At 62.8% G+C, this 23,083-nt stretch carries 20 protein-coding genes and 1 pseudogene; 9 read left to right on the forward strand and 12 right to left on the reverse strand.

Annotated features, from left to right (window positions below; genetic code table 11):
* Positions 1-17: 17 nt before the first annotated feature.
* From EEB12_RS16115 to EEB12_RS16135, 5 genes are all read right to left on the reverse strand, one after another.
* The gene (locus EEB12_RS16115; protein WP_003945979.1) at positions 18-1,121 is read right to left on the reverse strand and encodes an inositol-3-phosphate synthase; all 1,104 of its coding nucleotides are present in this window, start codon (positions 1,119-1,121) and stop codon (positions 18-20) included.
* A complete protein-coding gene (locus EEB12_RS16120; RefSeq protein WP_003946014.1) occupies positions 1,114-1,677 on the reverse strand; it encodes a PadR family transcriptional regulator in 564 nt (187 codons plus the stop codon). Before EEB12_RS16120 ends, EEB12_RS16115 begins: the two co-directional genes overlap by 8 nt.
* Positions 1,678-1,793: 116 nt before the next feature.
* Complete coding sequence (locus EEB12_RS16125) at positions 1,794-2,564, reverse strand: DUF1707 domain-containing protein (protein ID WP_021334675.1); 771 nt, start codon at positions 2,562-2,564, stop codon at positions 1,794-1,796.
* 9 nt (positions 2,565-2,573) lie between these two features.
* Positions 2,574-3,383, reverse strand: a complete 810-nt coding sequence (locus EEB12_RS16130) for a DUF1707 domain-containing protein (RefSeq protein WP_029537262.1) — start codon at positions 3,381-3,383, stop codon at positions 2,574-2,576.
* Positions 3,384-3,403: 20 nt separating this feature from the next.
* Complete coding sequence (locus EEB12_RS16135; RefSeq protein WP_019746058.1) at positions 3,404-4,243, reverse strand: DUF1707 domain-containing protein; 840 nt, start codon at positions 4,241-4,243, stop codon at positions 3,404-3,406.
* Positions 4,244-4,371: 128 nt separating this feature from the next.
* Between EEB12_RS16135 and EEB12_RS16140 the strand changes: the two genes are divergently transcribed.
* The 3 genes from EEB12_RS16140 (at position 4,372) to EEB12_RS16150 (ending at position 9,133) form a co-directional block, all read left to right on the forward strand.
* The gene (locus EEB12_RS16140) at positions 4,372-4,791 is read left to right on the forward strand and encodes a DUF5318 family protein (RefSeq protein ID WP_042448217.1); all 420 of its coding nucleotides are present in this window, start codon (positions 4,372-4,374) and stop codon (positions 4,789-4,791) included.
* A gap of 577 nt (positions 4,792-5,368) precedes the next feature.
* Entirely contained in the window at positions 5,369-7,516 is a 2,148-nt protein-coding gene (locus EEB12_RS16145) for a transglycosylase domain-containing protein (protein ID WP_019746057.1), read from the forward strand.
* 39 nt (positions 7,517-7,555) lie between these two features.
* Positions 7,556-9,133 carry a glycosyltransferase family 87 protein gene (locus tag EEB12_RS16150; RefSeq protein WP_019746056.1) on the forward strand — a complete coding sequence of 526 codons (1,578 nt, stop codon included), beginning with the start codon at positions 7,556-7,558 and terminating at the stop codon, positions 9,131-9,133.
* 2 nt (positions 9,134-9,135) lie between these two features.
* Here EEB12_RS16150 and EEB12_RS16155 read toward each other — a convergent pair whose 3' ends face one another.
* Positions 9,136-9,435, reverse strand: a complete 300-nt coding sequence (locus EEB12_RS16155; RefSeq protein ID WP_019746055.1) for a helix-turn-helix transcriptional regulator — start codon at positions 9,433-9,435, stop codon at positions 9,136-9,138.
* Between the two features lie 187 nt (positions 9,436-9,622).
* Here EEB12_RS16155 and EEB12_RS16160 point away from each other — a divergent pair, with 187 nt between their 5' ends.
* Positions 9,623-13,465, forward strand: a complete 3,843-nt coding sequence (locus EEB12_RS16160; RefSeq protein ID WP_141488110.1) for a helix-turn-helix domain-containing protein — start codon at positions 9,623-9,625, stop codon at positions 13,463-13,465.
* Between the two features lie 6 nt (positions 13,466-13,471).
* Here EEB12_RS16160 and EEB12_RS16165 read toward each other — a convergent pair whose 3' ends face one another.
* The 3 genes from EEB12_RS16165 to EEB12_RS16175 are packed head-to-tail and all read right to left on the reverse strand — an operon-like array spanning position 13,472 to position 16,236.
* Positions 13,472-14,251 carry a DUF4190 domain-containing protein gene (locus EEB12_RS16165; protein WP_029256729.1) on the reverse strand — a complete coding sequence of 260 codons (780 nt, stop codon included), beginning with the start codon at positions 14,249-14,251 and terminating at the stop codon, positions 13,472-13,474.
* A 45-nt stretch (positions 14,252-14,296) separates the two neighbouring features.
* Positions 14,297-14,881 (reverse strand): GNAT family N-acetyltransferase, encoded by a 585-nt coding sequence (locus EEB12_RS16170; protein WP_029256728.1) that lies wholly within the window; start codon positions 14,879-14,881, stop codon positions 14,297-14,299.
* Positions 14,881-16,236: a glycosyltransferase family 87 protein gene (locus EEB12_RS16175; protein WP_141488111.1), complete on the reverse strand. Its 1,356-nt coding sequence runs from the start codon at positions 16,234-16,236 to the stop codon at positions 14,881-14,883. The genes EEB12_RS16170 and EEB12_RS16175 overlap by 1 nt, the downstream gene beginning before the upstream one ends.
* Positions 16,237-16,446: 210 nt before the next feature.
* Here EEB12_RS16175 and rpsF point away from each other — a divergent pair, with 210 nt between their 5' ends.
* The 5 genes from rpsF to dnaB all read left to right on the forward strand — a co-directional run bounded on the left by rpsF (position 16,447) and on the right by dnaB (position 19,994).
* Positions 16,447-16,734: a 30S ribosomal protein S6 gene (rpsF, locus tag EEB12_RS16185; RefSeq protein ID WP_003941237.1), complete on the forward strand. Its 288-nt coding sequence runs from the start codon at positions 16,447-16,449 to the stop codon at positions 16,732-16,734.
* Positions 16,735-16,798: 64 nt separating this feature from the next.
* Entirely contained in the window at positions 16,799-17,323 is a 525-nt protein-coding gene (locus EEB12_RS16190; protein ID WP_003941248.1) for a single-stranded DNA-binding protein, read from the forward strand.
* A gap of 39 nt (positions 17,324-17,362) precedes the next feature.
* A complete protein-coding gene (rpsR, locus tag EEB12_RS16195) occupies positions 17,363-17,605 on the forward strand; it encodes a 30S ribosomal protein S18 (protein ID WP_003941245.1) in 243 nt (80 codons plus the stop codon).
* A gap of 18 nt (positions 17,606-17,623) precedes the next feature.
* Positions 17,624-18,079, forward strand: a complete 456-nt coding sequence (rplI, locus tag EEB12_RS16200) for a 50S ribosomal protein L9 (RefSeq protein WP_003941243.1) — start codon at positions 17,624-17,626, stop codon at positions 18,077-18,079.
* Positions 18,080-18,587: 508 nt separating this feature from the next.
* On the forward strand, positions 18,588-19,994 hold the full coding sequence (gene dnaB / locus EEB12_RS16205) for a replicative DNA helicase (protein WP_019746049.1): 1,407 nt from the start codon (positions 18,588-18,590) through the stop codon (positions 19,992-19,994).
* 98 nt (positions 19,995-20,092) lie between these two features.
* On the opposite strand, the gene EEB12_RS16210 is transcribed toward dnaB, so the two are convergent.
* The 3 genes and pseudogenes from EEB12_RS16210 to EEB12_RS16220 all read right to left on the reverse strand — a co-directional run bounded on the left by EEB12_RS16210 (position 20,093) and on the right by EEB12_RS16220 (position 22,665).
* On the reverse strand, positions 20,093-20,443 hold the full coding sequence (locus tag EEB12_RS16210) for a hypothetical protein (RefSeq protein WP_141488112.1): 351 nt from the start codon (positions 20,441-20,443) through the stop codon (positions 20,093-20,095).
* 163 nt (positions 20,444-20,606) lie between these two features.
* Positions 20,607-21,068 carry an Hsp20/alpha crystallin family protein gene (locus EEB12_RS16215; RefSeq protein ID WP_141488113.1) on the reverse strand — a complete coding sequence of 154 codons (462 nt, stop codon included), beginning with the start codon at positions 21,066-21,068 and terminating at the stop codon, positions 20,607-20,609.
* 631 nt (positions 21,069-21,699) lie between these two features.
* A pseudogene (locus EEB12_RS16220) lies at positions 21,700-22,665 on the reverse strand (ferritin-like domain-containing protein).
* Positions 22,666-23,083 lie beyond the last annotated feature (418 nt).

The raw sequence follows: 23,083 nt of genomic DNA on the forward strand, positions 1-23,083 counted from the left end.
ATCAGCGTGAACCTAAATCAGGCCTCGTCGGCTCCGATGATGAACGCTTCGAGCTCGATGCGAGCCTTGTCGTCGGCCATCTGGACCGGCGGGGACTTCATCAGGTAAGCGGAAGCCGGGTAAACCGGTCCACCGATGCCGCGGTCCTTGGCGATCTTGGCTGCGCGGACGGCGTCGATGATGATGCCGGCAGAGTTGGGCGAATCCCAGACCTCGAGCTTGTACTCCAGGTTCAGGGGAGCGTCACCGAAGGCGCGGCCTTCGAGGCGGACGTATGCCCACTTGCGGTCGTCGAGCCACTCCACGTAGTCCGAGGGACCGATGTGGACGTTGCGGTCGTGAACCTTGCCGGCAAGTGCGCCGGTCAGGTTGGACGTCACGGCCTGGGTCTTGGAAACCTTCTTGGACTCCAGGCGATCACGCTCAAGCATGTTCTTGAAGTCCATGTTTCCACCGACGTTGAGCTGGTAGGTGCGGTCCAGCACGACGCCGCGGTCTTCGAACAGTTTCGCCATCACGCGGTGGGTGATGGTGGCGCCGACCTGGCTCTTGATGTCGTCGCCGACGATCGGGACGCCGGCGTCCTTGAACTTGGCAGCCCACTCCGGGTCGGAAGCGATGAAGACGGGCAGGGCGTTGACGAATGCAACGCCTGCGTCGATCGCGCACTGTGCGTAGAACTTGTCAGCGTCATCGGAACCGACGGGCAGGTAGGAGACGAGGACGTCGACCTGAGCGTCCTTGAGTGCCTTGACGACGTCGACGGGCTCGGCGTCGGACAGCTCGATGGTCTCGGCGTAGTACTTGCCGATGCCGTCGAGGGTCGGGCCACGCTGAACGGGAACGTCCAGGGGCGGGACGTCGGCGATCTTGATGGTGTTGTTCTCGCTCGCGAGGATCGCCTCGGAGAGGTCGAAGCCGACCTTCTTGGCGTCGACGTCGAACGCAGCGACGAATTGCACGTCGCGGACGTGGTACTTACCGAACTTGACGTGCATGAGGCCGGGGACCGTCTGGGTCTCGTCGGCATCCTTGTAGTAGTGGACGCCCTGAACCAGGGACGAGGCGCAGTTACCCACGCCCACAATGGCTACGCGCACCGCGGTGCTGTTCTCACCCATGGTCGGGTTCTCCTTCTTTCCGGGATGTTCCTGTTGTCGATTGCTCGGCTGCGATCAATTCGTTGAGCCAACGCACTTCGCGTTCACTCGATTCGAGTCCGAGCTGATGGAGCTGACGGGTATAGCGGTCCAGCGATCCGCTGGCCCGACCGACGGCCTCGCGGAGCCCCTCACGGCGCTCCTCGACCTGGCGTCGCCTGCCTTCGAGGATCCGCATCCGCGCTTCTGCGGGGGTGCGGCTGAAGAAGGCGAGGTGAACGCCGAAACCGTCGTCGGTGTAGTTCTGCGGCCCGGTGTCGGCGACCAGTTCAGTGAACCGTTGCCGACCTTCCGGAGTGAGCTGGTAGACGCGACGCGCCCGACGCTTGAGCGTGCCGGTGGCAGTGTCGACGTCTTCCGAGATCAATCCGTCGGCTTGCATGCGCCGCAGTGCCGGGTACAGCGATCCGTACGAGAACGCGCGGAATGCGCCGAGCAGACCAGTGAGCCGCTTACGCAGCTCGTATCCGTGCATCGGTGACTCGAGGAGCAGCCCGAGGATTGCGAGTTCGAGCAACTGACAAACCTCCCGAGTCGTTGAACCTAACCGCTTGATGCGATAACCAACTATATCGCGCCGATATATAAAACCACACTGCGGCCCGATACGTGTACCAAGGTGTCACGGCTAGATCAGGGGGTGAACGGGTTGATCGACATGATTTCCCCGTCGAGGGCAGCGGTCAGGGACCCGCTTTCGTCGAGGTCGTTGCGGACATGAATCTCGATGGTCGGCACGGTTTCGGTGCTCTCGACAGAGGCGTATCGCGTGGTCGGGTTTTGTACCGACGTCGTTGTTCCGGCTCCGTCGAGCAGGGCGATCACGATGCGAGGATCGAGCTGCGTGACGTCGATCTGTGCCACGTCGGGTTCGCGCGATCCTCCCGAAGTCGGGTCCTCGAGGTCGCCTCGGTAGTAGCTGTCGAGGGCCTTGCGAGGCGCGGCAGGATCGGCGCGAATTACGCGTGCGTAAGTGGGATAGATGGTCATCTCGTCGACCAGTCCGCTGCCGTACTCCGTTTCGATGGCACGGAACATCGCACCCAGGCCGTCGACGGTGTGCAACTGTGGCTCGGGGCTGGAGAAGATCGTGACGTCCGACGCCACATATTTGATTCCGAAGCCGATTGCCGACACCAGTGACAGAGCGATGATCACAAGGGCGATCAAACGCGTGTCGAGCGAAGGTTCTTTCCGGAGAACAGGCAGAGACGCTTCGGTCTGCAGATCGGACGTCAAATCTTCGAGATCGCCGAGAGTGACAGCCACCGCGGCGAGTTCGGTCAATTCGTCGTGCTCGGTCGCCGTGAGTTGCCCGTCGGCGAAGGCCGAGTCCAGCACTGCGCAGGTGGCCTCGCGATCGGCATTGCGGGCACGGGTGGTCCTGGTCAGATCGTTCGGCATGTCCGGGGCCTATCGAGGAGTGAAGGGAGACAAGAGGATCGGGCGTCCATCCGGGGTCAAATCCATTGAGCCGCTCGCGCCGAGGTTGTTGCTGGCGTAGATGGAAATGCGTGGTTCCTGGCTCGACGAACTCATGCTGATATGTGTGATCTCGGCGTCGGGGACGTTGAGATTTGCGGACGCTCCTGCCAGATATCCGGCGAGTTTGTCGATGTCGACGGCAGCGAGGTCGAAGGTGACAGTGCTGGCTGCTCGAGTCGACGTGCTGTCACGTGGTGTGAAACCGCCTCGAAAGTCGATGTCCTCCTTTACGTTCGGCGAGATAGCGGCTGCGCGAGTGACGCTTGCATGGCCGTCAAAGAAGCTCGCAGAATCGATCACCGTCGTGCCGAACTTGTTGTTGTACCGGGTGATGAACTCCCGTATTCCGCTTGCGGTGACCGTGTTCAACGTCGAACCCACGATGGGGGCAAGTGGTTCGGCCCCCTGGGCTACAACCGGCAACGGCGCCGGAGACGAATCGTCGGCGGACACGGTGAGGAAGCCGACCAGGCCCGCGAGGACAACCGACGCGGCCGCGACGTACCAGATCTTGTCGATACGACGAACTTTCGCGACGGCGTTCCGCAGCGTCGCTTTCTGTAAATCGTGGACCAATAGGTCGAGCTGGCCGAGGGTGGTCGCGGTCATGGCCGACGCCGTTCGCGTCGCGTGCTCGCCGACCGTGATCTGGCCGTCGGACAGGGCGGCATCGAGCACAGCGCAGGTATCGGAACGATCGACGTCACGCGCTCGCGTACGCGAAGAGTTAGAAGTCATGACCCGCTCACCCACCCACCCTAGTTCTCGTACGGGTACACACGAGAGATCTCGCCCCATGGCGTGACCTCGATGCGGCCTTTGTGGCCAAGTCCGTTATCGCCGTAGATCCTGATCTTTGGTACGCCGTAGTTCACGTCCACGATCAAGTGCGTGATCGCGGCGTCCGGCACATTGATGTAGCCGCCGATGTTCACCATGTACGGCGCGAGCTTGTCGATCTGGATGGAACCGAGATCGAAGGTCGGCTGGCCCGTTCGCCGCGGAATGGATGTCGCTTCCCGCTCGAAGCCGTCGCGAAAACTGATGGACTCGGTGAGGGCTGGAGTGTCGGGGACCGCCCGGCTCACCACGGAGTAGTCGCCGTGGAAGCTGGCGTCATCGATGAACATGTCGCCGAACTCTTCTCGATACCTCTCGATAAATGCGCCGATACCCTCGGGAGTCAATGTGTCGATGTGTGCGATCAGGATCGGTTCGACGGTCGGCTCCGGCACCAGGGTGGTGGTCGGCAACGGTGGCGCGAGGGAAGTAGTGCTGGCATAACTGGCGGTGATGTCTTCCGAAGGCGTCAATGGTGAGCGACTCCAGGCCACCGCGGCGACCGCGCCGACGACGATCAGAGCAGCGCCACCGATGTACACGGCCTTGCGCGTCACCGACGTCCGAGGCGCCGTTGTGGTATCGATCTTCGGCACCTGCAGATCGTTGACCAGGCGCGCGAGCTCGAGCAGGGTTTTCGCGGACCTCGCCTTTTCGGTCCGTTCGAAGTAGTCCTCCGCGCTTAACTGCCCTTCGGCGTACGCGGCGTCCAACACATTGCACGTTTCGACGCGATCAAGATCACGAGCACGCGTCATCGGGGAACGGGAAGACTTCACAGGAAGTGATCGTAATGGCTGGTCGCCATGCGTCCGGACCGCAAAATGTGTTCATCGTGACCCTCCCGAACCGTCCGTGGCGGCACGGACGCACGTACGCTGGTCAGGTGCGGATACAGCGGCAAGTTGTGGACTACGCGCTCGCGCGTCGGTCTGTGCTGGCCGAAGTGTCTGCGGGTAGGACCGACGTCAAGCAAGTGTGTGACGCCGATCCGTACCTACTCAGAGCCGCGAAGTTCCACGGCCGGGGCAGCGACGTCGTCTGCCCCATTTGCCGCAAGGAACAGTTGACGCTCGTGTCCTGGGTGTTCGGCGACAAGCTCGGTCAGGTTTCGGGATCGGCCCGAACCTCGGACGAGCTCGCTCGGCTTGCGGAAACAGCAGAGGAGTTCACGGTGCACGTTGTAGAGGTGTGCCGTACCTGCAGTTGGAACCACTTGGTGCAGTCCTATGTGCTCGGCGCAGTACCTGCGCCGCCGCGACCGCGGCGAGCACGCCCACCAAGCCGGCGCACCGCCAGCGAGTAACGCCACACCCGAAGAAGGGCCCGATCGAAGTCTGCACGTGATCGGTCCGTGACCACTGGAGATTTGATTCGTGAGTTCCCCCAGCAACAACAACCCGGGAGGCAACAACCCGGGTGGCCGTCCCGTCGGTCCCAACCGTCCCGCCGGACCTCCTCAGGGTCGTCCGCCGCAGGGACGTCCGATGGGTCCACCTCCGCAGGGTCCACCACCGCAGGGACGCCCTCCGATGGGTCCGCCCCCTCAGGGTCGTCCGCCGCAAGGCCGTCCGATGGGACCCCCGCCCCAGGGTCGTCCGCCGCAAGCCCGACCTTCGGGCCCGCCTCCTCAGGGCCGCCCCGCCGGTCCCCCTCCTCAGGGTCGTCCGCCGCAAGGCCGATCTGCCGGCCCGCCGCCTCGAGATCGCGCCGCAGGCGCTCAGGCAAACGAACCGACCCAGCGCGTCGCGGCAGCAGCAGCGACCACCCGTACCAACGCGGGCACCCGCCCGCCGGTAGGGCCTCCGCCGACGAAGCCGCCGACAGGTGGCTCCGGTGGCGGTGGCAACGACGGACAACCCCCGAAGGGAAGAAAGAGCACCGTGAAGAAGAAGTCCAAGTGGCGCACAGTTCGCCGCTCGGCCTACGTCTTGGTGGCGCTCGGTCTTGTTCTGCCCGTCCTTGCCTTCATGGCGGCGTACATCGTGCAGGACGTCCCCAAGCCAGGTGACCTCAAGACCAATCAGGTGGCGACGGTCTTCGCCGCCGACGGCACCACGGTGATCAGTACTGTCGTCCCGCCGGACGGCAACCGCGTCGAGGTTTCGCTCGATCAGGTACCGCTTCACGTTCGGAACGCCGTTCTGGCCGCAGAGGACCGCGATTTCTACTCGAACCCGGGCTTCTCGATCTCCGGTTTCGCACGCGCAGCCCGAGACAACGTCCTCGGTCGCGACAGTGCCGGTGGTGGCTCGACCATCACGCAGCAGTACGTGAAGAAGGCGCTCGTCGGCTCGGAGCGTTCGCTGACGCGAAAGATGAAAGAGCTCGTCATCTCCTCGAAGATGGCCAACGAGTGGTCCAAGGACGACATCCTCGCCGCGTATCTGAACACCATTTACTTCGGTCGCGGCGCATACGGCATCGGCGCAGCATCCAAGGCTTACTTCGGCAAGCCCGTCGACCAGCTGACCATCGAAGAAGGCGCCGTCCTGGCATCGTCGATTCAGCTTCCGTCGCTCCTCGATCCCGAGACCAACCCGACCGGCGCGAAGTCCCGTTGGGATTACGTGCTCGACGGCATGGTGTCCGCCGGCACGCTGGATCAGGCCGCGCGCACGCCGATGCAGTACCCCGCCTACATCCCGCTCGCCCAGGTCGACAACAGCAGCCAAGGCTCGACCGGACCCGAGGGCCTGATCAAGCGTCAGGTGCTCAAGGAGATCGGCGACGCTGGAATCAGCGAGCAGTTGCTCAACACCGAGGGCTTGCAGATCACCACGACCATCGACCCGCAGGCTCAGGCCGCAGCGGTCGAGGCAGCCCGTTCCAACATGGAGGGTGAGCCGGAGAACCTGCGCACCGCCGTTGTATCGGTCGACCCGAAGACCGGAGCCGTCAAGGCGTACTACGGCGGTGAGGACGGCGCGGGATACGACTTCGCGAATGCCGGACTTCAGACCGGTTCCTCGTTCAAGGTGTTCGGTCTCGCAGCCGCCCTGGATCAGGGGATCCCGCTTTCGCAGATGTACGACAGCTCGCCGCTGACCGTCAACGGCATCTCCATCGGCAACGTCGAAGGTGAAAGCTGCGGCACCTGCACCATCGCAGAGGCGCTCAAGCGTTCGCTGAACACCAGCTTCTACCGCCAGATGCTCAGCCTCGACGGCAACGGCCCGCAGGCAATCGCGGACATCGCACACCAAGCAGGCATCCCGAAGGACATCCCGGGCGTCGGCCCGTCGCTCACCGAGGCTGACGGTTCCGGTCCCAACAACGGCATCGTGCTCGGCCAGTACCAGGCCCGCGTGCTCGACATGGCGTCGTCGTACGCGACGCTCGCCGCATCCGGCACGTATCACGCACCGCACTTCGTCCAGAAGGTCGTCGCGGCTGACGGCACCGTGCTGCTGGACCGCGGCGCACCCGCCGGTGAGGACCGCATCGACGCTGCCGTGGCGGACAACGTGACGGCTGCGATGCAGCCGATCGCGGCGTACTCGCGCGGTCACAACCTGGCCGGCGGACGTCTGTCGGCGTCGAAGACAGGTACCGCGCAGCTCGGTGACACCGGAGCCAACAAGGACGCATGGATGGTCGGCTACACGCCGTCACTCTCGACCGCGGTCTGGGTCGGAACTCCCGACGGTGAAGCGATCACCAACTCGGGCGGCGCGATGATCTACGGCTCGGGTCTGCCTTCGGACATCTGGAAGGACACGATGGACGGCGCCCTCGACGGCACCGACAACGAGAAGTTCCCGACGCCGGGCAAGATCAACGGCCAAGCCGGTGGTGTTCCGGAGTACACGGCACCTGCACCGCCCAAGACGTCGGCGCCGCCGACCACCGCACCGACGACGACGGAAACCACTCCGCCGCCCGTGGTGACGACGACGCAGGTCGAGGTTCTGCCGGGCATCACCATCCCGATTCCGGGCATCTCCCGGCCGACGACAACCACGCCGCAGGTACCAGGGGCAGGCGAGACCACCGAGGAAGAACCGGCAGGTGTGAGCCCCGGCCAGTAGTTGGAGGGTGGTCGGTTCGAAAGACGGTAACCTCGCGGAGTGGCCGCGAATGCTGATGATGCCGAACCGACCTCCCCCGCTCCGCTGGCCGAAGATCTTCGTTCGGCGGATTGGCGGGACGTTCCCAGTCGCAACGACGCGATGGTGTCTGCGCTGTCGGGAACCATCGGCGGTCCGGTAGGTCGTCACGCACTGATCGGACGCACTCGCTTCTTCACCCCGATGCGAGTGATCCTTCTGCTCGCCGTGGTGTTCTTGGCTTTCGGCTGGTTCGCGAAGGCCGGCTGTATTCAGCAGGCGCCGGTCGGCGAGAGCGGGCAGGTCGGCCTCGACTGGAGTGGCAGCCGTCAGTACGTGGCGATGTGTTACTCCGACACCGTTCCGCTGTACGGGGCCGAACGCCTCGATCAGGGAGCATTCCCGTACAAGACGTCGTGGGAAGAAGTACGCGGCGACGGTTCGATCCAGATGCGGTACATGGAGTATCCGGTCATCTCGGGGCTCTATCAGTACGGCGCAATGAAAGTCGCGAAGGCGTGGGATTCGATCACCTGGCTGCCGGGCGCGATTCAGGTGGCGCTCTATTTCAACGTCGTGGCGTTCGGATTGGCGTTGGCGTGGCTGGTCACCGTGTGGGCGAGCACCCTGCTGGCCGGACGACGAGTGTGGGACGGTGCGCTCATCGCGTGTTCCCCGTTGGTGATCGTGCACGTGTTCACGAACTTCGATCCTCTGGCGACCGCGTTCGCGGCCGGCGGGTTGTTGGCGTGGGCACGCAAGCGGCCAGTGCTCGCGGGAATCCTGCTCGGCCTGGGCGGCGCCGCGAAGCTCTACCCGCTGCTCCTACTCGGACCGCTTTTTGTCCTGTGTCTGCGCGCGGGCAAGACGAGGGACTGGCTGGTGACCGCACTCAGTGCCGTCGCGGCATGGCTTGCGGTGAACCTGCCCATCGCCGCGCTGTACCCGCATGGTTGGTACGAGTTCTTCCGGCTCAACTCCGAGCGCGGGGCCGATCCCGATTCCCTCTACAACGTGATCGCGTCGTTCACGTCGTGGAAGGGCCTCGACGGTCCTCTCGCACAGGGCGAGTCACCGTCGAATCTCAACGCCGTCTCTCTGCTTTTGTTCGTGGCCGTCTGCATCGGTGTCGGATACGTCGCCCTGACGGCGCAGCGTCGTCCGCGCGTTGCGCAGTTGTGTTTCCTGTTGGTGGCGGGCTTCCTTCTCACCAACAAGGTGTGGAGCCCGCAGTATTCTCTGTGGCTGGTGCCGCTGGCCGTGTTGGCCTTGCCGCACCGCAGACTCCTGCTCGCGTGGATGACCATCGACGCCCTGGTCTGGGTTCCTCGAATGATGTATTACCTCGGGGTGTCCAACAAGGGGCTGCCCGAGCAGTGGTTCACCGGAACCGTCGTGATCCGGGACATCGCGGTACTCGTTCTGTGCGCGCTGGTGCTTCGGCAGATCTACCGGCCGTCGGAGGATCTCGTGCGGTACGGGTTCATCGACGATCCGGCGGGCGGTGTTCTCGATCAGGCTCCGGACAAACAACCTGCCTGGCTACCCGGTTGGTTGAAGCCGTCCAAGGCGAAGGAACCGGAACCCGTCGCGGTCTGAGGTCACCACTCGTCGAGGGTGGTGTACCCGTCCTGGACCGCGCGGGCGAACAACGCTGCCTTCGTGGGAGCCGGCCGCCCGACGTCGCTGTACTTCGTGCGTACCCGAGTGATGTGTGTGTTGACGGTGCAGACGCGTAGGCCGAGTGTCTCGGCGACCTCGGACTTGGAATCCGAACGAAGCCAGGCGAGAAGTACTTCGATCTCGCGGACGCTCAGCTTCGGCTTGTGCTTGCCGTGCTTGGGGTTGCCGACTCGGGACACGTTTGCCTCGATCTTCGGAGAAATGCCGATTGAAGACATGCGAGTAGCGCCTTTCGACGGAGGGAATGGACGTCGACTGCCGTATTTGCAGAAGGGCTGCTGAGATGGGGCGCGACTGAGAACGAGTATTTCGATCGAGGCGACTCAGTGGAACGGGCGCAACTCTCTCGATACAGAGTCCATACAACGGACAAATCCCCTACCTGCTCCGATAGAGTGCGTCGCTATGAACTCGAAGGCGGAAGCCGGTAGGCACAATCAGGTCGATCCGGGCCAGATCGAGTCGCGTGGACAGTTTGCTGAGGCGCTCACGGCGTTGCGGAAGGCAGCCGGACTGACGGTCCGCGAAGCCGTCGAGCGTTCGGGTGGTTTGCACGGAACCGTCAGCGGATGGTTCGCCGGCCAACACCTGCCGACGCCGGCGAGTACCCCGATGTTTTTTGCGCTCCTCGAGGCCTGCGGTGTCGACTCCGAGGATGAGCGGCAGCGCTGGATCGGTGCGGTGCAACGAGTGAGGCAGCTGACAGCCAGACGACGCGGTGACGCCACCGTTCCGTATCGAGGTCTCGAATCTTTCCGACAAGAGGACGCCGAGTGGTTCTTCGGTCGAGACGAACTCACTGCCAACTTGGCCCAACGGGTGGCGTCGGCGATACGAGGTGTCGGCCGCCGTCAGTTCATGGTGATCGGTGCTTCCGGATCGGGTAAGTCGTCGTTGCTGCGGGCCGGGCTCGCCCCCAAGGTTGCCGAGGGCGATTCGCGGTTCGACGGCTGGCGGGTGGAAATCCTGCAGCCGGGTACGGGAGGAATTCCGTCGTCGATTTCCGACGAACCAACCGTCTTGATCCTCGACCAGTTCGAGGAACTGTGGACGCAGTGCGACGGTGATCGGCGCGAGGAAATACTGCGGACTCTCGCGGAACTCGGTGAGAACACCATCGCCGTCATCGGAATGCGCGCCGACTTCTACGGGCTCGCGGCGGAGGAACCGCTTTTGGTGCCGCTGCTCGACGATTCGCCGATGGTGGTCGGGCCACTGACCGACGAACAATTGCGCGAGGTGATCGTCGAGCCGGCGATCAAGGCCGGGATGACCGTGCAGAGCGAATTGGTTCAGGTTCTGGTCTCCGAGCTGACACCACGCGGCTCGCGTACGGCGAGCGACCCCGGAGCTTTGCCCTTGCTGTCACACGCACTGTTGGGGACCTGGCAACGGTCGACGCGTAAAACTCTGACCGTCTCGGATTACTACGCCACCGACGGGATTGCCGGAGCCGTCCAGCAAAGCGCGGAGGAAGTCTACGGCGAGCTCACAGAGCGGCAGCAGCAGTTGGCGCGCAGGATCTTCCTCCGATTGGTCAACGTCGACGAAGTGACGCAGACGCGTCGGCGTGCACCGCGCACCGAACTCTTCCTCGGTGACGACGTCGACGACGTGAACACCGTCATCGACCGGTTCGCCTTACGGCGCCTTCTCACCGTCGACGAAGAGACGGTCGAGGTTTCGCACGAGGTCTTACTGTCAGCGTGGAGTCGGCTTCGCGATTGGATCGACTCGGACCGCGCCGGCCTGGCGGTGCATCGCCGGTTCACCTACGCGGCGCAGGTGTGGGAAGACAGTGGACGCGACCCCGGCGCGCTGCTCGGACCCGCACGTCTTCACCTGACGGAAGAATGGCTGAACTCGGGTGAACTCGGTCTCTCACTGGAACCGAGTCGGACCCGCGCCGCCGACCTCAACGCCACCGAGCGGGAGTACCTCGCTGCGAGCATCGAGCATCGTGATCAGCAGGAATTTGCCGATCGCCGACGTACACGCGTGCTGCGACGGCTCGTGACTGCGCTGGCGGCTGCGTCGGTGATCGCTCTGGTGTTGGCGGTGGTTGCGACCGTCGCCGGTATCGGAGCCAATCGTCAACGCGTCCAAGCAGATACCGCGCGCGACGAGGCGATGTCGCGTCAGGTGGCCACCGAGTCGATCAGGATGCGCGAGCGGGATCCGTCGCTGGCGTCGCAGCTTGCTCTGGCGGCATTTGCGGTCAACGAAACGACCGAAGCCCGCTCGGCATTGCTGGATGCGTCGGGCGTTCATTCGGCTACTCGCATCATCGGACCGCCCGGCGCGATGAAGGCCCGGATAAACCCAGCCGGAACTGTTGTGGCGGTGGGTGGTTCGGATGGGAAGGTCAGACTTTATCCGATGGTGGACGGTGTGGCCTCAGCTGTTCCGCAGGCGGAGTTCCTCGGAGTCTCGGAGGGCACGGCCCTCTTTGCCGTCGCCTACAGCCCGGACGGACGGCTGCTTGCGACCGGTGGCGCCGGCGGCGCTGCGCTGTGGGACGTGTCGGATCCCGAGAATCCGGTCCGTGGAACTCTTCCCGTCGACGGTGAACGCGTAGTGCAGGACATGGAGTTCAGTCCAGACGGAACCAAGCTGGTCGCCGGTACCTCGACGCCTGACGTCCTGCGATGGAACATCGACGTTTCCACGAATGCCGTTGCTTTGCCTGCTCTTCCGCACCCAGCTGACGGCATCGTCACCGCGACGTTCAGTCCTGACGGACGTTTCCTCGTGGCGGGCGGGCGTCAATCGACACTTCGTGTGTGGGACGTCGCAAAGTGGGGTGAGGAATCGGCGCCGATCTTCGCGACCGAGCCGAACGGCACCACCGTCCACTACCTCGGCGTCGCCTTCAGTCCGGACGGACGCGAGCTTGCGGCGGGAACCACTGGCAGGGAGGTGGTTCGGTGGGACATGAGAGATCCGGTGCGCCCCACTCCCCTGCCAGCACTGACGGGATTTTCCAGCTACGTCAACGAACTCAACTACGGCAAAGACGGAACACGTCTTGCCGCAGGAAGTTCCGACAACTCCGTGCGCGTGTGGGACCCACGAACCGGGGCATTGATCGAAACACTTCCGGACAGTGGGGCGGTGACCACCGTCGACTACAGCGACGACGGCCGCAACCTGGTCACCGGAGGACTCAACGGTGTGACTCGCGTGTGGGCTCTGCCGGGTCCGGTCTGGGCGGGAGCTCGGGACACGATTTTCACCAGTCCCTTTGCCGCGGACGGTTCGCGTCTGGTGGCCGGCGTCGGCGCCAGGGGTGGCGCGATGTTGGCGTGGAACACCGAGGATCTCGATCGCCCCGCGGTGATGCCGGAGTTGAAACCGCAAGGGGCCGACTCTTTCAGCGGTGCATCGGCGGTGTCGGCAGACGGGAACCTGGCTGTGAGCGGCACCGGCGGCGGCGGTGCATATCTTTGGGACCTGAGTGATCCGGCGTCGCCACGGATCTACAGCGAACCCGCAGTGTACGTGAAGGGCATCGTGGCGGTCGTCGCGTTGAATCCCGCCGGAGATCTGCTGGCGGTGTCCTCGCAGGACGACAACAGCATTGCGTTGGTCGACGTTTCCGATCCATCGGAACCGAAGCTGCTGTCGTCGACCGATGTCGGCTCTTACCCGCAGATGATGGCCTTTCAACCGGGCGCCGACATACTGGCGATCGCGAACGCCAAGAACGAAGTGGATCTGTGGGATGTGTCGAACCCAGCGTCGCCCCGGGTAGCGGCGACGGTGGGTGGATTCGAAAGTTACGCACTAGCAGTGTCTTTCAGTGCCGACGGGACGTTGTTGGCCGCCGGAAGTGCGGATCACAGTGTCGCCGTGTGGGACGTACGCACACCGTCGGCACCCGAGGAGCTCGCTCGTCTTCTCGGTCCCGAGGGCGCAATCTATTCGATCTCGTTCAACCGCGCCGGTGATCGGCTCGCTGCCGGTGTCGGCGACGGAACCGTCTGGCTCTGGGATATCGAGACGCCCTCGCGGTCAACACGATTTGCGACGCTGTCCGCCTACCCGGGTCGCGTCAACGACGCTCAGTTCGCCGGCGCGAGTGACATGATCGCGGGCAGCGGGTCGGACAAGACCGTTCGCTTGTGGGGAATCGACCCCGACAGCGTCGTTGATCGATTGTGCCGCACCGCAGGATCTCCCATCACGGAAGCCGAATGGGAGCGTTACCTGCCCGGTGTTCCCTATCAGGATCCGTGTGCCGGCTGACGTGGGTCAGTTCATCCAGAACTCGAGCGCCGGTTCCCGACCCAGCTCGCCTCCGCTGCCGGTGATCACCAGTCCGGCGGAGGTGAGCTTGTATGTCACGTCCTTGTTGGTGACGGTGAATCCGTTGCCGGTGGGCGTCGGATCGTCGAGTTCGATGGTGGCGCCGTCGCTCAGCCGTTGACCCTTGTAGTAGTAGCGGCCGACTCCCGTTTCGCAGATGACGATTCGTGATCCGGTCGTGACGGCGATGGCGACGGCAGGATTGGTGGAGTTGCAACTGGGGCCGCCGGAGATGAAACCCTGACGGTCGGTGCCAGAGACGGTCGGCGCCGGACCGATCGAGGTTGTGACGCGTGGTGGCGTCGTCGTTTTCGGCGCTGTGGTGGGTGCACTCGGTGCCCGAGTCGTGGTCGTGGAGTACGAGTACGGCGTCGTGTAGGTGAAACTCCGCGAACTCGCTTCATCGGCGGCGTTGCCGAAAGCGGCGGCGAGCAGCCCGAAGAACGCGATCCACACGATCACGGCCAGGATGCCGAGTGCGGTGAAGATGTAGCCGATGATCAGTCCGGCAAGGGCGAGTCCGTCGCCTTCTTCGCCGGTCCGTTTGATCTGGCCGCGAGCGATGTGCCCGAAGACGATCCCCAACGGCGCGATGAGGAACGCGAAGACGAGGGCGAGTACCGCGAGTGTGTTCGTCGGGCGCCTGCCGTACGGATCGGGCTGCCCGTACGGAGCCGGTTGCCAATTCTGATTGCCCTGGTACCCGTACCCACCCTGATCGCTCATGAGGTGAATCTTGGCATGGACTTGGCCGAAGAGTGCAGGTGATCGCTAGTTTCGGGTACGTGTCTCGAGCTGAGGTGCGATGGTCGGCCAGTCGTCGTCGGTCATCGCGAACAGCGCTGTTGTACGCCAACTGCCGTCGACGCGGCGTCGGTGCTTGCGCAGCAGGCCCTCGAACTGAGCGCCGAGCTTTGCGATCGCTGCCCTGGACTGTTCGTTGAACTCGTCCGTGTGCCACTCGACGCGTACGGCTTCGAGCTGGTCGAAGGCGTGACGAAGCAGGAGCAGTTTCGATTCGGGATTGATCCCGGTTCCCTGAACAGATCGCGACAACCACGTGTATCCGATTGCAAGACTGCGGTTTACCGGGTCGATCTGGTACATGGACGTAGTGCCGACCACGGCGTTCGTCGCGATGTTCACCTGCGCGAAGGCGATCCGATTCGGGTCGTCGGTTGCTGCAGCGATGTACGTCTGTGCCTGTTCCCGATCGGTGATGGGCGATGCGGTCCAACGAAAGATCGCCGGGTCGTCGGCCGCCGCGAGCAGAGCGTCGGTGTGCGCGACGCCCAGGGGTTCGAGTCGGACACGATCACCGGTCAGCGTCGGTGATTCGAACCATGATGCAGTCATCAGGCGTGCTCCCGTGAGTGAGTCGGAAGGTTGTTGTCGGAGTTCGCAATCTGATCGGTCCCACCGGCAAGCGGATACCGCAGTGGGACTCGCAGGAACAAGAAGAAGAACACGGCGAGCAGGACGACGTGGCCCCACACACTCGCCTGGACGACGGCTTCGTACTTGCTCGGATCGAGATTCATGTCCAGTTGGTAGAAGTACCGGAAGATGCCGATACCCAACGCCGCGTCGGCGATCAGATAGGCGACGATCCAGAACCACCGGATCTTGAACAGTACGAGGAACGGCAGGATCCACAGTGTGTACTGCGGTGAATTGACCTTGTGCAGCAACACGAATCCGCACAACATCGCGGCACTGACTGCAATCCACGGAAAGTAGCCGTCGCGGACGTATCGTCGCCAACCCAGACACATCGCGAGCGCGAACGACAACAGGATCATGACCGGAGACAGGATGCTCACCAGTGCGTCGTAGTCGGCGTTGAGTTCGCGAACTCCGAAACCGTAGAACGGGCGCAACCCCCAGAACCACACCGAGTTGGTGGTGATGTCGGCGCTTCGCTTCTCCTGGAAGCTGAACGACGCGCGCCAGCCTTCGTAGGAAATGAGGGCGAACGGCAGGTTGACGAGGACGACGGTGACGATCGCCGCGCCCGCCGTCATCAGCGCCCCACGAACGTCGTAGCGCTTGCCTTCGGTGCCGCGTAGGAGCACATAGGCCATGAGCGGCAGCACGAACATTCCCGGGTACAGCTTCAAACAGAAACCGATCGCCAGGATGACGGCCGCCAGAACCGCGCGAGTTCGCAGTGGAATCCGCTCGAACGTCATCAGGAAGATCGCGCCGACGCTGGTGGCCACCACCGGGAGCTCCCAGTTGTGGAATGCGTACAGAACCAGGGGCGGAGTCGCCGACCACACGAGCGCGTACGCGCCGCTCATCTTGCCGAGCATCCACGCCGTGAGCAGTCCGAAAGGAGCCAGGATCAGTGCCGAGTGCAGAAGGAAATCGGTGTCGGTGTGTGAGCCGATACCGCCCAGCCACATCAGAATTCCGCTGAGCACCGGGTATTCGACGGTTCCGCCGGTCAGGAATCCTTCGGGCGTTATCCCTCCGGTGACAAAGGGGAACAGATGTTGATCGATTCCTCGTCCGAGCCAGAGCAACTGGATATCGGAGTAGCAGACGTCGATGTTCTTGTTGACGTCGAAGTTCAGGCTTCGGCCGTCGGGCGCGAACGGTGCACCGCCGCATCTGGCCTTGTTGAAATAGCCCAGCGCCATCGTCAGCCCGCACAATCCGACGACCAACGCCAGGATCGACGCCGGGGTCTTGCGGTCTGTTCGCATGATTCTCACCCTAGGGGGCGCAGTGGCTCGCGGGGTGATGCGTCTGCGCCACGCGTCGCGCATCGATCTGGTGGTCTTCCTGGAGGGCCGGGACGATTTCCCTGGTCAAGGCCCCTCGTGTAACCTACGAGGGTTGCTGACGCAACGACCCTCCTGCCACGGATAGTCCGTGGCCGTTTTCACTTAGTCCACAGGAGGTGATGAGGTCTTATGCGTCATTACGAATTGATGGTCATCCTTGACCCCAGCCTGGACGAGCGCACTGTCGCTCCTTCACTGGATACGTTCCTCAATGTTGTGCGCCAGCACGGCGGCACGATCGACAAGGTCGATGTCTGGGGTAAGCGTCGTCTCGCCTACGAGATCCTGAAGCATGCTGAAGGTATCTACGCGGTGATCGACATCAACGCCACTCCCGCCACCGTCGCTGAGCTCGATCGTCAGCTCGGTCTGAACGAGTCGGTTCTGCGCACGAAGGTTCTGCGCCACAACAAGTAATTACTGTCGGTAGCGAGCTCTACTCTCGCGCCCAACGGTCTTACATCAATGCAGGAGGAACCACATGGCTGGCGACACCATCATCACCGTCATCGGAAACCTGACGGCTGATCCTGAACTTCGTTTCACCCCGGCGGGTGCCGCGGTTGCAAACTTCACGGTTGCTTCCACGCCCCGCACCTTCGACCGTAATTCCAATGAATGGAAAGACGGCGATGCGCTGTTCATGCGTTGCAACATCTGGCGCGAAGCAGCCGAGAACGTCGCGGAGAGCTTGACCCGTGGTTCACGAGTAATCGTGAGCGGCCGGCTCAAGCAGCGTTCGTACGAAACTCGCGAGGGCGAAAAGCGAACTGTCGTCGAGCTCGAAGTCGATGAAATCGGTCCTTCACTGAAGTACGCCACGGCAAAGGTCAACAAGGCCAACCGTGGTGGCGGCGGTGGAGGCGGCAACTTCGGCGGTTCCTCCGGCGGATCGGGTGGCGGACGTCCGAGCGCTGCACCTTCGGGTGGAGACGATCCTTGGGGCAGTGCGCCTCAGGCTTCGGGCTCCTTCGGTGGTGCGGGCAGCGACGAACCGCCCTTCTGATCCGTACCTGATCAGGAACATCCAGAAAAGAGCAAAGACATGCCGAAGCCGCCCTTGCGCGACAAGGTTATGAAGAAGAAGGTCTGCACCTTCTGCAAAGAGAAGAACACGCAGATCAACTACAAGGACACGACGTTGCTTCGTAAGTACGTCAGCGATCGCGGAAAGATCCGTGCTCGCCGTGTCACCGGCAATTGCGTCCAGCACCAGCGCGACGTTGCCATTGCCGTCAAGAACTCACGTGAGGTAGCACTGCTGCCTTACGCCACCGTGGCTCGCTAAGGAAAGGGAGGAAAGAACATGAAGCTCATCCTCACCGCTGACGTGGACAACCTCGGTGCGCCTGGCGACACCGTGGAGGTCAAGGACGGCTACGGCCGTAACTACCTGCTCCCCCGCGGACTGGCAATCGTCGCCACCCGTGGCGCCGAGAAGCAGGTCGAGGGCATCCGTCGTGCACAGGAAGCGCGCGCTGTGCGCGGCCTGGATCACGCCAAGGAGCTCAAGGCAGCTATCGAGGGCCTCGAGTCCGTAACGCTGACGGTCAAGACCGCCGGTGGCTCGGGCAAGCTCTTCGGTTCGGTTACCGTCGCTGACGTCGCTGCTGCGATCAAGGCTGCCGGTGGACCGATTGTCGACAAGCGCTCCATCGTGTTGCCGAAGGCTCACATCAAGAACACGGGCAAGCACGCCGTGGTCGTGAACCTGCACCCCGATGTGGTTGCCAAGTTCAACCTGAACGTCGTCGGCGCATAGTCGACTGTTCGTCTCGTCGGGCCCCGCACACTTCGGTGTGCGGGGCCCGACGTTTTGTTTCGGGGTGCGGTGTGCCGCCTGGCAGCGTCCCGAATCGGACCTGGGGATAACTCTCACACTGTGATGTTCGACTTGGTGATCAGTGACGAATCGGGCGAGGCAACACGCCCGACACGCCGACGCGCCGACTGTGGAAAAACTATTTTCATCAACAGGCCTGTGAAATTGTGGATAGCCATCTACCTGGTCTTTTGTAGTTACTAGGCAAAGTAGTCCCCAAATGCTCCACAGGCGGTGCACACCGTGGGGCGGGAGTTTCCACAAAGCATCCACAGCTTTATCCACAGTCCGGTTTGTATGCGGACCTACTAGTCCCTAACGTCATCTCGGCGTCTATCTACAGCCCGGCCGAATGCGGCTAGGGGATGTCGGTGGGGGCAGGTACAAATGATGAGGGCGCTGCGGTTTCTGGCAGTGTCGTCGAGTGTTTTACGGGAAGGTCTCGCTTGTGGCTGTTGTAGATGATCGAGGACCTTCCGACTTCTCGGGGCCGGACTACCCGGGCCCTCCCGAGGCCGAGCCCGACCAGGAGTTCGGACGCCAGCCACCTCAGGACATGACTGCCGAGCAGTCGGTGCTCGGCGGCATGCTGCTGAGCAAGGACGCCATCGCTGACGTCCTCGAGGTACTGCGTCCGGGTGACTTCTACCGGCCCGCCCACCAGTCCGTCTACGACGTGATCCTGGACCTCTACAGCCGTGGCGAGCCCGCCGACCCGGTGACGGTCTCCGCCGAGCTCGACCGTCGAGGTGAGCTCCGCCGTATCGGTGGTGCTGCCTACCTGGTGACGCTGACCCAGACAGTGCCCACAGCCGCCAACGCCGCCTTCTATGCCGAGATCGTGGCCGAGAAGTCCGTGCTGCGTCGTCTGGTCGACGCCGGTACTCGCATCGTCCAGTACGGCTACGCCGGCACCGAGGGCCAGGACGTGGCCGAGGTTGTCGACCGCGCGCAGGCCGAGATCTTCGAGGTCACCGAGCGTCGAACCACCGAGGACTTCGTACCCCTCACCGAGCTCCTCCAGCCCACGATGGACGAGATCGACTCCATCGCCAGCCGCGGCGGAATTTCCCTCGGTGTGCCCACCGGATTCAAGGATCTCGACGAGATCACCAACGGTCTTCACGCTGGTCAGATGATTATCGTCGCGGCTAGACCTGGTGTGGGCAAATCGACGCTTGGAATGGATTTTTTGCGTTCGTGCTCCATTACCCACGGCATGGCCAGCGTCATGTTCTCCCTGGAAATGAGCAAAACCGAGATCGTCATGCGTCTGCTGTCCGCAGAGGCAAAGATCAAGCTCGGCGACATGCGCTCCGGAAAGATGACCGACGACGACTGGACCAAGCTCGCGCGTCGCATGAGTGAGATCAGTGAGGCGCCGCTATTCATCGACGACTCCCCCAACCTCACCATGATGGAAATTCGCGCAAAAGCGCGGCGGCTCAAGCAGAAACACGACATTCGCCTGATCGTCATCGACTACCTCCAGCTGATGAGCTCGGGTAAAAAGGTCGAGTCCCGTCAGCAGGAAGTCTCCGAATTCTCCCGTAGCCTAAAGCTTTTGGCGAAGGAGCTCGAAGTTCCGGTTGTCGCGATCTGTCAGCTCAACCGTGGTCCCGAGCAGCGAACCGACAAGCGTCCCCAGGTCGCCGACCTTCGTGAGTCCGGTTCACTTGAGCAGGACGCCGACATGGTGATTCTGCTGTACCGCCCCGACGCGACCGAGCGAGACGATCCCCGTGGCGGTGAAGCCGACCTGATTCTGGGTAAGCACCGTAACGGCCCGACCGCGACAATCACTGTGGCGCACCAGCTTCACCTCTCGAAGTTCGTCGATATGGCGCGGGGATAGCTGCTGCCGCCATCGCCTGAAGGTGGGACGGATTTCAGATCTTGTGAGATCCTGCTACAAGCACCAATTCGATTCCACTAGTGCAAAATTCGGTTTGTCTACAGGTGGGGTAGTGCTGCAGTGAGGAAGACGATGCCGAAGGCGATTCCGGCAATGCCGGTGAGGATCCCGACCACGCCGGCGGTGTTGTCGCCCGGACCGTGTCCGGGGGTGTCGGGTCGGCGCGCTGCCAGTGCGGTTCCGATGGCGGCGGCACCGAGGAGGATGCCGAGGCCGAACATCCAGAACGTCAGGATCGAGAGGGCACCGAGCATCAACGCCATGTCGCTGTATTCGTCGCTGGTGATCGGACGGTGGTGATCCCACCAATCGGGCGAGGTGTGCGGGCGGGATTCGGTGTTGCCGGTGTTGTCGGATTGTTCGTGCGGGGGGATGGTTGATGCAGTCATGACGGCTAAAGGGTTCTCGCGCTGATTCTTTCGTGTGGTGGATGTACCGGTGTGTGCCACGGGTGTGCAGTGGGAGATCGAAACGATGGTGGGTGAGGCCCGAGAACCCATCGCGTGTCCTCGGGAGTCACCCCACCATCAAGCGGTGTTCGGGCCAGGCGGATCAGGCTTCGACCTGCACCTGCTTTGTCGCTTCGATGGTTTCGGTACGTGAGGGCGGTCCGGAGGAGACCTCGATCCGCCGCGGTTTCGCCTTCTCCGCGATCGGCAACGTCACCGTCAACACACCGTTGTCGTACGAGGCGACGATCTGTTCGGCGTCGATGTCGTCGCTGATGGACAGTTGCCGTCTGTATGTTCCAGCGAAACGCTCACTCGCCAGCCAACTCACACCCTCTTCGGCGAGGGCGGTGCGATGCGCGGTCAACGTCAGGGTCGAGCCGTCGATGTGAACGTCCACCGAGCCGGGATCGACGCCGGGAAGATCGGCGTGCAGGACGTACTGGTCCTCGACCTTGTAGAGGTCCATCGGCATGAACCGTGGACTGCGTCCGTTGCCGGTTCCCGCGGCGAGGACGGACTTGGTGATCGCGTCGATGTCGGTGAAAGGATCGAAACGAAGCACAGCAACACACCTCCCATGTCGTGAAACGAAAGGTCCCCGCCACTGTGGCGGTCGACCGAACTTACTGTGCGAGAACATGATAACCACACGAATTAGCACTCTGCAACTGAGAGTGCCAGATTTTTTCGAGGAGTGTCTCTGTCGCGAACAACGCAGCATCGGGGCAGGAACAACGACGGTTGCCAACCCCATGTGGTTGGGGCGAAACGGGAATTGCCGGTGTCGAGATGCTGTCAGCTGCCGGTCGAGTTCGTGCGGGCTTACGACTGCCGCTGCGCCCAGCAAGTTCGAGGTTCGCGTACAACGGCGATTGCTTCAAACCCGTATTCTTGCAATGTGTTTCGATTCTGAAACTGCCGCGTCTCGTAGATTTCGAGCACACAGGCGCGTTCTTCCATGGTGAGTTTGCGCTGACAGCCCTAAACTGCAGAAACGGCGGCGGGGGCTGACTTCGATGCGTGGTCAGCCACCGCCCCGTTTTGCCCGGAGCCTGTCGTGATGAACGCGTATCGCCGATTTCGGGAGTGCTTTGTAGTTGTGTTCGGGGCGGTCTGGCCCTGCTCGGTTCTTCGCGGGACACGAAGCAATGCAGAGGCTGTTTTCTCTCGCCCTCCTCAGGCGGATACGAAGGTCAGTTAATTCCGACGACTTCCTGGGCGATCGCCGCAAGTCTTGCCTGTGCAGCGGATACGACGCCGTGTCGGTTCTTGTGCGCTTCCTCGTACGCAACGATGTCTCGTACCTGTGCGGCGTCGGTCAGTTCCTTGACCGCGGAGACGGCCTGGGCGACGTTGAGTTCGTCGAAGTCTTCGATGGGAAGTTCAGCGGGGTCGAGTAACCCACTCGACTTCCGTACCGAACGAAAGACATCCGCGGCACCGTCAGCACCTTCTCGGCGAGTGACTTTCTCAGCCGTGGCGATGGCCGCATCCCTACTGGCCGACAGTGTTTTCACAGTCACGTCACCGGCATATGCGCCCCAGCTGATCAGCTCACCCAATACCGGCGGCGACGTGCGAACAGCGTCGATGGCACGGTCGAGACTGCGGGTGGACCAGGAGACCGGAACGTTGACCAGTCGAATGGCTGCTCCGGTGGCCGCTTGGAAGGGAGTGCGACGCAAAGCTGCCGGCCCCCCGAGTGCCTCCTCGGCAAGGACGGTGGTCAGCCAGTCCACAGTCGCGGAGTGTGCAGTGATGAGGCGGTCGGCCAACGCCGCGACGGTCTGATCGCCGCCGGCAGTGGCCAGGGCCTTGAGGTAGCGGGAGCGGTCGAGGAGTTGATGTTCGAGCGCAAGGTCTCCCAGTACAGCTTCGTCGAAGGGCTGGGCCTATTCGACCATCGCTTTCACGCCTGCTGTCGCTCGTCCGAGGAACGGACCGACCGATTCCGGAACGCCACCCAGATCGCGAATCGTGGACTCGATGGAACTGGCCCTTTCTCGACCGTTCTCTGCGTTTTCCGTGAGTTCGCGTCGAACCGCTTCGGTTCTGGCCTGAGCGACGCGTGTTTCGGCGACCTGGATCTCGGCATGTGTCAGACCGAGGATGATGCGCAGCTGGTTGATCAAGGCGGACGTGGTTTCGGAGTTGCTCATATCGGGGTCGTCCCTTCGTCGGTGCGTGCTTTACATGATGTTCAGCTTGTGCTCGACGAGTGCTCCGCGGACCGCGGAGCCACCGCCGATACGCGGGCTACCCCGACCTACCTCCTAGTAACCACCGCAACTTCGCTGCGGATGTCGAACCGCATCGACGAGTAATTGGGCCAAGGGTGGCGGGGGCCGATTTCATGGTGGGGCGGCCTGATTCGTCCGCGAGGATCTCGCAGTCCTGTACCACCGCGCGTGTAGGTCGTTGGATACCGCGGACCAACACTCCGGATTCGCCGTGCGGCGGACGGGGTACCTCTAATGCGTCGTGACCCCGCAACTGATATGTCGACGAAACAGGCTGCCGAGCAACCCGTTCGAGTGTCGGCAGGTTGCCTGAAGCGACGACCGGTCGGTGTCGATG

Source organism: Rhodococcus sp. WS1 (assembly GCF_003797745.1).
In the GTDB taxonomy this organism is placed as follows: domain Bacteria; phylum Actinomycetota; class Actinomycetes; order Mycobacteriales; family Mycobacteriaceae; genus Rhodococcus_F; species Rhodococcus_F erythropolis.